This window comes from Ruegeria sp. H3, assembly GCF_056533095.1.
Genome location: NZ_JBQFOD010000014.1, coordinates 82317 through 92288, shown reverse-complemented (window position 1 = coordinate 92288; position 9972 = coordinate 82317). Strand labels below are relative to the sequence as shown.

At 58.6% G+C, this 9972-nt stretch carries 8 protein-coding genes; 2 read left to right on the top strand and 6 right to left on the bottom strand.

The features are described from left to right. Positions 1 to 33: 33 nt before the first annotated feature. A complete protein-coding gene (locus ACR0JE_RS16050) occupies positions 34 to 456 on the bottom strand; it encodes a hypothetical protein (protein WP_480864872.1) in 423 nt (140 codons plus the stop codon). A 162-nt stretch (positions 457 to 618) separates the two neighbouring features. Here ACR0JE_RS16050 and ACR0JE_RS16045 point away from each other — a divergent pair, with 162 nt between their 5' ends. Next, complete coding sequence (locus tag ACR0JE_RS16045; RefSeq protein ID WP_480864871.1) at positions 619 to 1686, top strand: NAD(P)/FAD-dependent oxidoreductase; 1068 nt, start codon at positions 619 to 621, stop codon at positions 1684 to 1686. Next, complete coding sequence (locus ACR0JE_RS16040) at positions 1683 to 2336, top strand: DUF938 domain-containing protein (protein WP_480544790.1); 654 nt, start codon at positions 1683 to 1685, stop codon at positions 2334 to 2336. The genes ACR0JE_RS16045 and ACR0JE_RS16040 overlap by 4 nt, the downstream gene beginning before the upstream one ends. A 90-nt stretch (positions 2337 to 2426) precedes the next feature. Here ACR0JE_RS16040 and ACR0JE_RS16035 read toward each other — a convergent pair whose 3' ends face one another. The 5 genes from ACR0JE_RS16035 to ACR0JE_RS16015 all read right to left on the bottom strand — a co-directional run bounded on the left by ACR0JE_RS16035 (position 2427) and on the right by ACR0JE_RS16015 (position 9894). Continuing rightward, positions 2427 to 4934 (bottom strand): GcvT family protein, encoded by a 2508-nt coding sequence (locus ACR0JE_RS16035; RefSeq protein ID WP_480864870.1) that lies wholly within the window; start codon positions 4932 to 4934, stop codon positions 2427 to 2429. A 169-nt stretch (positions 4935 to 5103) separates the two neighbouring features. Beyond that, the gene (locus tag ACR0JE_RS16030; protein WP_480864869.1) at positions 5104 to 6510 is read right to left on the bottom strand and encodes an FAD-binding oxidoreductase; all 1407 of its coding nucleotides are present in this window, start codon (positions 6508 to 6510) and stop codon (positions 5104 to 5106) included. Between the two features lie 83 nt (positions 6511 to 6593). Continuing rightward, a complete protein-coding gene (ggt, locus tag ACR0JE_RS16025) occupies positions 6594 to 8387 on the bottom strand; it encodes a gamma-glutamyltransferase (protein WP_480864868.1) in 1794 nt (597 codons plus the stop codon). Between the two features lie 112 nt (positions 8388 to 8499). Continuing rightward, complete coding sequence (locus ACR0JE_RS16020; protein WP_480864879.1) at positions 8500 to 8880, bottom strand: GFA family protein; 381 nt, start codon at positions 8878 to 8880, stop codon at positions 8500 to 8502. 27 nt (positions 8881 to 8907) lie between these two features. Continuing rightward, a complete protein-coding gene (locus ACR0JE_RS16015) occupies positions 8908 to 9894 on the bottom strand; it encodes a 2-hydroxyacid dehydrogenase (RefSeq protein WP_480864867.1) in 987 nt (328 codons plus the stop codon). Positions 9895 to 9972 lie beyond the last annotated feature (78 nt).

Here is a 9972-nt window from a genome sequence, read left to right as displayed (position 1 = left end):
GATCAGGGCGCAGAGCATTGTTTCGATTAGTGCCTACTGCTCCCGCGTTGCGCTTGTTTCTGCAACGGGTGCTTCGGCTTGCACAGCTTCGGGCACAGCGTCCGGCACTTGTGACCGCCCCAAAGATCGGATGGCATCTGCGATATTCTTCATCGGCGTTGCAAAATCCGGGAACTGGAACCCTGCAACCAAAATGGCCGCAATCCAGAACAATCCATTATGTGTGAACAAGGCAAGCAGCGCCAGAATACCAACCAACTGGAACTGAGGGTGGTTGTTTTCATGCGCCATTTTTTCCGGAACCGAATGCAGAGTCAGATACCCCACGCCAATCAGCACCACGATGATCACAAAGAACACGACCATGGCAGAGAACAGATAGTCGCTCCCGTCAGCTGCGACGACATACCGGGGGATATGTCCTGTGGCCATTGGATGAAGATCCGCTGCAGTCACTGTGCCCTCCTTTTCATTTTGATACTTCTTTGACCGGGTTGAAGCACAAATTCAAGGCTGCTTATAGTCCACGGAACTGACAACGAGACGCGTTGGAACTTAAGGAGCGCCCATGAATTCCCCAAAGCCCGCAATGATCCCGCTTTTGTCAGAAAGCAGAGCATGATTGATTTCCTTGTCATCGGCGGCGGGATCGCCGGGCTGAGCGCTGGTGCAAGACTGTCTGCGCATGGGTCGGTTACCGTGCTCGAAGCCGAAGATGGGTTGGGCTATCACGCCTCAGGTCGATCTGCAGCTTTGTTCGAGGAAAATTACGGCCCCCTATCAGTGGTCGCGTTAAACCAGGCAGGCAGTCAGTTTCTTCAGGATGGCGGCTATCTGCAAAAACGCGGTTTGATGCTGGTCGCACGCACAGATCAAGACGATATGTTCAAGGCAGACCTCAACAGCCTGGATATGCGAGAGATATCAGTTGACCATGCGCGCAGCTTGATCCCGATCCTGCATCCCAGGCGGCTGGGCTACGCTGGGATCAGCCACGACGCCTTTGACATCGACACCGACCGCCTCCTGCAGGATTTTGCACGGGTCATTCGCAGGAATGGCGGGGTCGTTCACACCAAATCCCCGGTGACTGCGATCACCAAAGCCAACAACTGGCGGGTCGAAGCGCGGGATGTTTTTGAAGCACGACACGTGATCAACGCGGCCGGTGCCTGGGCGGACGAGGTCGCACAACTGGCCGGGATAGCGCCAATCGGCCTACAACCCCGCCGCCGGTCAATGGCGCGCCTACCGGCGCCGGGCGGGCATGATGTTTCAGATTGGCCAATGATGATTGGTGCTGGTGAAACCTGGTATGCCAAACCGGATGCGGGGAAGTTGCTTGTGTCTCCGGCGGATGCCGACCTCGTTGCCCCGCATGATGCCTATGCCGACGATATGGTGCTGGCCGAGGGGTTGGCCCGCTATGAAGAGATGGTCAGCGAACCCGTGACGCGGGTTGAAACAAACTGGGCAGGGCTGCGTAGTTTTTCACCAGATGGAACATTGGTGCTGGGTCCTGATCCGCAGGACAGGTCTTTTATCTGGTGCGCCGGGCAAGGCGGATATGGGTTCCAAAGCGCGCCGGGCGCGTCTGAGTTTGTGGCCGACCTTATTGTCGGAAACAGACCCGCGTTTGAGCAGGCGATAATCGATATGCTAACACCGGATCGGCTGCGAAAATGAGCAAACGTACACCACCCCCAAATGCCAGCGTCGCCGCGCCATCAACCGATGGCAAGCTGGTTGCCCCCGCTGCCAGCCGCAACGCTGCCGTCCTATGTGAGCTGGTTTCGCGTTGGGCACCGCCACAAGGCCGGGCCATGGAGATCGCCAGCGGCACGGGTCAGCATGTCTGCGCGTTTGCGCAGAAGCTACCTCAGCTGTCCTGGCACCCGACAGAGATCGACGCGGATCGGCGGCAGAGCATAGATGCCTATGCCAGTGATCAACCGAACATTCAGCCCGCCCAACATTTGGACGCGACCACCTCCGGATGGCATCGGCAATTTAGGCCAAAAGACCTGATCGTTTTGATCAACCTGCTGCATCTGATCAGTTGGGAAGAAACCGTGACGCTTGTCTCTGAGACAGCCAAGACGCTCTCATCAAACGGCAGGTTTATTCTCTACGGCCCCTTTATGCGGGATGGCATGCTGACAAGCGATGGAGACAAGCGGTTTCATGAAGCGCTTGTTCAGCAGGACCCCGAGGTTGGGTATAAAAGCGACGCAGATATAAAACGCTTGCTCGCAGCTAATGATCTGAACCTGATCGAAGTAACAGAAATGCCCGCCAATAACCTGGCCTTTGTCGCTCAAAAGCAGGCTGAATGATCTAGTAGATCGCCCTGAAAGCCCGCATACGCAGTCTTGCCTCCGGCGAAGGTATGGGGCGCTGAAGGCGCCCCACTCTTCTTGGGCCGTTCAGCCGTCCTTGCGGATGGTTTCGTTCTTTGGATCATAAGGACTGTCGCAGGTCACGACCGCATCCCACAGCTTGTCCTGCATCTTGACCTGCAGCTTGGTGCCTTCGACCGCCAGTTCAGGCGTCACATAACCCATACCGATGGATTTCTCGAACGCCACCGAGTAACCGCCCGAGGTCAGTCGACCCACACGCTCACCTTCCGGCGTATAGAGCGCCTCGCGGCCCCACGGATCGGCGTCGTCTGGTCCGTCGATCAGCAGGGTGCAGCATTTCACGCGTACGCCGGTCTCTTCCAGCTTGGCTTTGCCGTGGAAGTCTTTCGACAGGTCAACAAAGCGCGGCAGATCAGCTTCCAGCGGGGTCGCGTCGCGGCCCAGTTCGGTGCCGAAGGCGCGATAGGATTTCTCCTGCCGCAGCCAGTTTTGGGCGCGGGCGCCAACCAGCTTCATACCGTGCTTCTCACCCGCCTTTTCCAGCAGATCGAACAGGTAGTTTTGCATTTCGATCGGGTGGTGCAGTTCCCAACCCAGCTCACCGGTATAAGCCACGCGGATCGCGTTGACCGGGCACATGCCCAGTTCGATCTGACGGGCCGACAGCCACGGGAAGCGCTTGTTGGACAGTGCGGTTTCCGGATCGGCGTCTTTGATGACTTCTTTCAGAACATCACGCGACTTGGGTCCGGCGATGGCGAAGACGCCCCACTGGGTGGTCACGTCCTGGATTTCGATGTAGCCGAACTCCTCCATCTTGTCCTCGGCGGCCTTGCGCAGATAGTCGGCGTCGTATTCGGTCCATGCACCGGCGGAGACGATGTAGTAATTGTTCTCGCCATTGCGGACGATGGTGTATTCGGTACGTGTGGTGCCGTGCGACGTCAGCGCGTAGGTCAGGTTGATCCGACCGACCTTGGGCAGCTTGTTGCAGGTGAACCAATCCAGGAACTGGGTGGCACCGGGGCCTTTGACGACATGCTTGGTGAAGGCCGACGCATCGATCAGGCCAACGCCTTCGCGGATCGCTTTGGCTTCTTCGACTGCATATTGCCACCAGCCGCCACGGCGGAAGCTGCGGCTTTCTTTGTCGAAGTTGACCGGTGCATCGACGGGGCCAAAATAGTTCGGACGTTCCCAACCGTTGACCCAGCCGAACTGAGCGCCACGGGCTTTCTGACGGTCATAAGCCGGAACAGTCCGTAGAGGGCGGCAGGCTTCACGCTCTTCATCCGGGTGGTGCAAGATATAGACGTGCTCATAGCACTCTTCGTTTTTGCGCGCCGCGAACTCGGTGGTCATCCAGTTGCTGCTGTAACGCTTGGGGTCCAGAGAAGCCATGTCGATCTCGGCTTCGCCGTCGACCATCATCTGCGCCAGATAGTAACCGGTGCCGCCTGCTGCGGTGATGCCGAACGAGAAACCCTCGGCGAGCCACATGTTGCGCAGGCCCGGCGCCGGACCGACCAGCGGGTTGCCATCAGGTGTGTAGCAGATCGGGCCGTTGAAATCGTCTTTCAGACCGGACTCGGCGCAGGACGGCACGCGTTCGGCCATGGCCATGTACTGATCAGCGATCCGGTCCAGATCCAGCGGGAACAGATCTGCACGGAAGCTGTCTGGCACGCCATGTTCAAACTGCGCGGGCGCGCCATGTTCATAGATGCCCAGAATCCAACCACCGCGTTCCTCGCGTGCGTAAGATTCGTTGTCGGCATCGCGGACAACGGGATGCTCGGGGTTGCCCGCTTCGCGCCATTTGACCAGTTCGGGGTCCTTGTCCATGACGATGAACGTGTGCTCGACCGGGATCGCGGGCATCTTGATGCCCAGCATTTTGGCGGTGCGTTGCGCGTGGTTGCCCGATGCGGTCACCACGTGCTCGGCGGTGATCACCACCTGCTCATCGGACGGGATGAGGTTACCACCCTTCTCCACCATTTTGGTGCAGGTGACTTCCCAATGGGTGCCATTCCAGTGAAAGGCGTCGGCCTGCATCTTGCGCACGATGTCCACGCCACGTTGACGGGCCCCTTTGGCCATGGCCTGAGTCACATCGGCGGGGTTAATGTAACCGTCCTCGGTGTGATAGATCGCACCTTTCAGGTCCGAAGTTTCGATCAGCGGCCAGCGTTCCTTAATCTGGTCCGGGGTCAGCCACTCGTAAGCAACATCACAGGTCTCGGCGGTGGACGCATAGAGCATGTATTCATCCATACGCTCCTGCGTCTGCGCCATGCGGAGGTTGCCAACCACGGCGAAGCCAGCGTTCAGGCCGGTCTCTTCCTCAAGCGTCTTGTAGAAATCGACCGAGTATTTGTGGATGTGGGTCGTCGCATAGGACATGTTGAACAACGGCAGTAGGCCAGCCGCGTGCCAGGTGGATCCGGACGTCAGCTCATCCCGTTCGATCAACATCACATCGTCCCAGCCCGCCTTGGCCAGATGGTAGGCAATCGAGGTCCCAACGGCGCCGCCGCCAACAACCAGTGCTTTGACTTGGGTTTTCATAACCGGGCGTCTCCCCTTGAATTCAGTTGACACCATATGGCGCAGTTCAGAGGGGCAGCGCGACATTCATCCGACCGGTGATAAGAAAAAAACGACCCGCAGATCAGTTCGAGGTCGAAAAACGGCGATCCGTCCCTAGGGCTGGGCCACTAACCAGGCGTCAATCCACTTACTGGCCCGGAACAATCTTTCCAGGGTTCATGATGTCGTCTGGGTCCAGCGCAGCCTTGATCGCCGACATGTACTGCGTTGCCGCCCCAAGCTCCTTGACCAGATAGGGGCGTTTGCCCTGCCCGATCCCGTGTTCGCCGGTGCAGGTGCCGTCCATCGAAATCGCCAGATCGTTCAGCCAACTGACAAATTGATCAGCATTGGCAACTTCGGCCTGATTGTCCATGTCGATCAAAGGAAGGGTGTGGAAGTTCCCATCACCAACATGACCAACAATCGGGGCGATCAGACCAAGTTCTGCCGCCTTGTCCTGTGCTGCGCCAACCGCCTCGGCCAGCCGAGAGATCGGAACGCAAACATCCGTTGATATGCCTTGTGCGCCAGGGCGCAACTGCAAGCAGGCCCAGTACATATCATGTCGCGCTTGCCATAGCTTGTTGCGTTCTTCGGTGGTGGACGTTGCCGCAAAGTCCACGCCACCAAATTCGCCTGCGATGTCACCGAAGGTCGCCGCCTGTTCGGCAGCCCCGTTTTCTGAGCCATGGAATTCGAGCAACAACAGGGGTGTTTCAGGCAGGGTCAGGCCGGAATAGGCGTTGGCTGCGCGCACGGACATCTCGTCCAGCAATTCAATACGCGCAACCGGGATGCCGTACTGGATGGTCATCATTACGGCCTGACACGCAGCATCAACGCTTGGAAAGGAACAGCGGGCCGAGCTGATCGCCTCGGGGATGCCGTGCAGGCGCAGGGTGAGTTCGGTGATAACGCCCAACGTCCCTTCCGCCCCGATCAGCAATCGAGCCAGATCATAGCCTGCGGATGATTTTTTGGCGCGATTGCCGGTTCGGATCACCTGCCCGTCAGGCATAACCGCCTCAAGGCTCAGCACATTGTCCCGCATCGTGCCATAGCGCACCGCATTTGTGCCCGAAGCGCGCGTTGCGGCCATACCTCCAAGCGAGGCATTGGCCCCCGGATCTATTGGGAAAAACAAGCCCTGATCACGCAGATGGGTATTCAGGTCCTCACGGGTTACGCCCGGCTGAACAACGCAATCCAGATCCCCGGCATTAACGGCGATCACCTTGTTCATCTGCATTAGGTCGACGCAAACTCCACCCGCAGGCGCATTGACGTGACCTTCCAGCGAGGTGCCGGTGCCGAAGGGGATCACGGGCACTTTATGCGTCGCGCAAATTGTGACGATTTCGGATACTTCTGCGGTTGAAGTTGGAAAGACGACCGCATCTGGGCTTTGGTTGGCGATCCACGTTGTCGTATGGCCATGCTGTTCGCGGATCGCGGCGCTGGTTTGCAGCCGGTCGCCAAACCGCTGCTTCAGAATTCCAATCGCCATTTGAATGCCCGCGTCATTGCGGGGCAGCGCGGTTGCCTGCACCATCTTGAACCTCCCCTGCCCGACAGGGTGCCGGGTCTTTCAGATCATGACTAAAAGGCCCGGCAACGTGGAACAAGTCCCAAGACCTATTCGCCCAGCGCGATGCCTTCGCGCCGAGGGTCCGCACCGCCGCTTAACCCGTCGCGAATTTCAATGGCATGCAGACCCGAGGTCAGGTCACGCGGGTTCACTTCGAATCCCAATGTGGTCAGGGCGTCCACATATCCCTCGGCTACAGTGCCCAATTCCACATCATAAGTGCCGAACCGGTTGACCAGATGCGGTAGGGACACCGCCTGTTGTACGTCCATTCCCCAATCAGCCCAGGCAATGATCGATTTGGCCACATAGCCGATAATCCGGCTGCCGCCGGGTGATCCGATGGCCAAAACCGGGGCACCGTCCTGCATCACGATTGTAGGGCTCATGGACGAGCGTGGACGCTTGCCGGGCTCCAACCGGTTGGCGATAGGAACTCCGCTGGTATGAGTTCTGAACGAGAAATCCGTCAGTTCGTTATTGAGCAGGAAACCGTTGGTCATCAAGCGCGAGCCAAAGCCGTTTTCGATGGTCGTGGTCATCGACAAAACATTGCCAAAGCTGTCCACAATCGAGATATGCGAGGTCGAAGGCAGCTCCAGCGAAACATCGTCCGCCCAGTTTGCTGCATGATCGAAGGCGGGGTTGCCGGGGGCAACATCGATCAACGCGCTTTCGGCATTCAGCAGATCGGCACGTTCTGCCAGATAGGCTGGATCAACCAGACCTTCGGTTGGCATCGGGACAAAATCGCTGTCGGCCATGTACCGCCCCCGATCTGCAAAGGCGAGGCGTGAGGCTTCACCGATCAGCCGCCAGGCTTCGACGCTTTCCGGCCCCATCGCCGCCAGATCATAACTGTCCAGCATGCCCAGGATTTGCCCAACGGTCAGTGCTCCGGATGACGGCGGCCCCATGCCGCACACCTCGTAAGAGCGATATGTGGCGCAAACGGGTTCACGCTCGATCACCTGATAGAGCGCCAGATCCGTGCCTGACAGAACACCCGGATTCCCCGGGGCAGTCCGAACGGTGTTTACAATTCCTGCCGCAATATCACCACCATAGAACCCTGCTGCCCCATCTGCGGCCAGCACCCGCAGCGTTTCAGCATAGTCGGGGTTCATCAGCCGATGGCCTTGCTGCAACGGTTCACCACCCGGCAAGAAGTACTCTGTCGTAGAAGGGAAACGTGACAATCGTTCAGCGTCATTGGCAGCCAACGCGGCAAGGCGCGGCGAGACCAGAAACCCTTCATCCGCCAATCGGATGCCATCGGTAAACAGCCCGGGCCAGGGTGACCGCCCCCAGCGGCGATGCGCCTCTTCCAGCAACGCGGGCGTTCCGGGTGTGCCAACAGACAGCCCGCCGACAACCGCATCAAAGAACTTGAGCGGCTCGCCGTTTTCGTCCTGAAACAGTGTTGGCGTAGCCGCCAGCGGCGCCGTTTCGCGCCCGTCCAAAGTGGTCATTTGACCCGAGGCTGCATCGTACCAAACCAAGAAGGCCCCGCCGCCCAGACCCGATGACTGCGGCTCGACCAGTCCCAGCACAACTTGCACTGCGACCATGGCATCGGCTGCTGATCCTCCGGCGCGCAAGATCTTGGCCCCGGCCTCGACCGCCAGCGGATTGGCAGCAGCAACCATCCAGTTTTCCGATTGTACCGGAACACCTGCCAGTTTCGCCTCGACGGCAGCGATGACCTCCTCGGTCAAGGCCTGAACCTGCCCTTCGGACGCCCCTTCTGGTGCGACTGCATCTGCCGTTTCCTGCGCGAATGCGGGCGCGGTTAACGCAACCGTTGAAACGATCAAACCTGAAATTCGACTGAAACGCATCTAATCCTCCAATTCTACTATTGCTTTCAACACTGTACAGACGACCGGAAAGCCGCAACCAAAGGTTGAGATTGCGCAAGCCAATGGCAGAGTCCCGCCGTATCAGGTCTTGTCAATCCGAACCAACATCCACGCGATCCGTGTCGTATCGCTGCAAGCCCTCAAATTCTGGCAACCAGCTTTCACGCCGGATCGCCCAGCATTCATAGCTTGGTTTGAACTGATTGACCTCATCAAAGCTGCCCAGGTGCACCTCTACCTCGTCATCTGTTCTGGCAAACACCGGCGACCCACAGACCGGGCAAAAAAAGCGCCCTTCGTAGCTACGAGTTTCTCCACTGATCTGCACACAATCATGGTGAAAAATGGCAGCGGCGTAGAACAAGGCACCATGATGCTTTCGGCAATCAAGGCAGTGACATAAGCCAACCCGGAGCGGAGGGCCCTTGGCAGTGACCCGCACCGCGCCACAGCGGCAACCGGCTTTATGGATCTCGGTCACTGGCCAACCTCCAAAACCTCATAGCATCGCGGGCACAACCTGATCCGGTGGGCGGTGCCCATCTTCGAACGTCTTGATGTTGATGATCACCTTCTCGCCCATCTCGATCCGCCCTTCCAGCGTGGCCGAGCCCATGTGCGGCAGCAGGACAACATTCGGCAATTGCCGCAGACGCGGATTCACATCCGTGCCATGTTCATAGACATCCAGCCCAGCCCCGGCGATATCTCCAGAACGGATCATACGGGTCAAGGCATTTTCATCCACCACCTCACCCCGAGAGGTATTCACGATCACGGCAGAAGGTTTCATCAGCTTCAAACGCCGCGCATTCATCAGATGAAAAGTAGATGGGGTCGACGGACAATTGACCGAGATCACATCCATCCGTGCCACCATCTGGTCCAGGCTTTCCCAATAGGTCGCCTCCAGCGCCTGTTCGGTCTCGGGCCGTAGGCGGCGGCGATTGTGATAATGCACCTGCATCCCAAAGGCACCGGCGCGGCGCGCAACCGCCTGCCCGATCCGGCCCATGCCCAGAATGCCAAGGCGCCGACCGCCGATCCGACCACCTAGCAGGGCCGTCGGGGCCCAGCCTGCCCAATCTCCCTTTTGCATTACGCCCAGACCCTCGGGAATGCGCCGCGTGACCGCTAGAATCAGCGCCATAGTCATGTCAGCGGTATCGTCGGTCAGAACACCTGGCGTATTCGACACCAGGATGCCGCGCTGACGGGCAGTCGCCACATCAATGTTATCGACACCGGCACCATAATTCGCAATCAGACGCAGTTGATCCCCCGCCTGCCCCAATACACCGCCATCGATCGTGTCGGTTACGGTGGGCACCAGCACATCCGCTTCTTTCACGGCTGCCACAAGATCATCCCGGGTCATGGGCGTATCATCATCGCGCAAGCGGACATCGAACAGCTCACTCAGCCGGGTCTCGACCGCTTCGGGCAACCGTCGCGTTACAACAACACTCAGACGTTCTCTTGGCACCTCGGCCCTCCCACTGCTTTGCATTCGCGCGCGCTCCGTGGCATCGTGGCTCAGGATAAGACGGGGCACAAGAACCCC

Bases quoted from the DNA above. Each gene is read 5' to 3' on its own strand.
- ACR0JE_RS16045 (WP_480864871.1), top strand. From the start codon at position 619: ATGATTGATTTCCTTGTCATCGGCGGCGGGATCGCCGGGCTGAGCGCT.
- ACR0JE_RS16040 (WP_480544790.1), top strand. From the start codon at position 1,683: ATGAGCAAACGTACACCACCCCCAAATGCCAGCGTCGCCGCGCCATCA.
- ACR0JE_RS16035 (WP_480864870.1), bottom strand. From the start codon at position 4,934: ATGAAAACCCAAGTCAAAGCACTGGTTGTTGGCGGCGGCGCCGTTGGG.
- ACR0JE_RS16030 (WP_480864869.1), bottom strand. From the start codon at position 6,510: ATGGTGCAGGCAACCGCGCTGCCCCGCAATGACGCGGGCATTCAAATG.
- ggt (WP_480864868.1), bottom strand. From the start codon at position 8,387: ATGCGTTTCAGTCGAATTTCAGGTTTGATCGTTTCAACGGTTGCGTTA.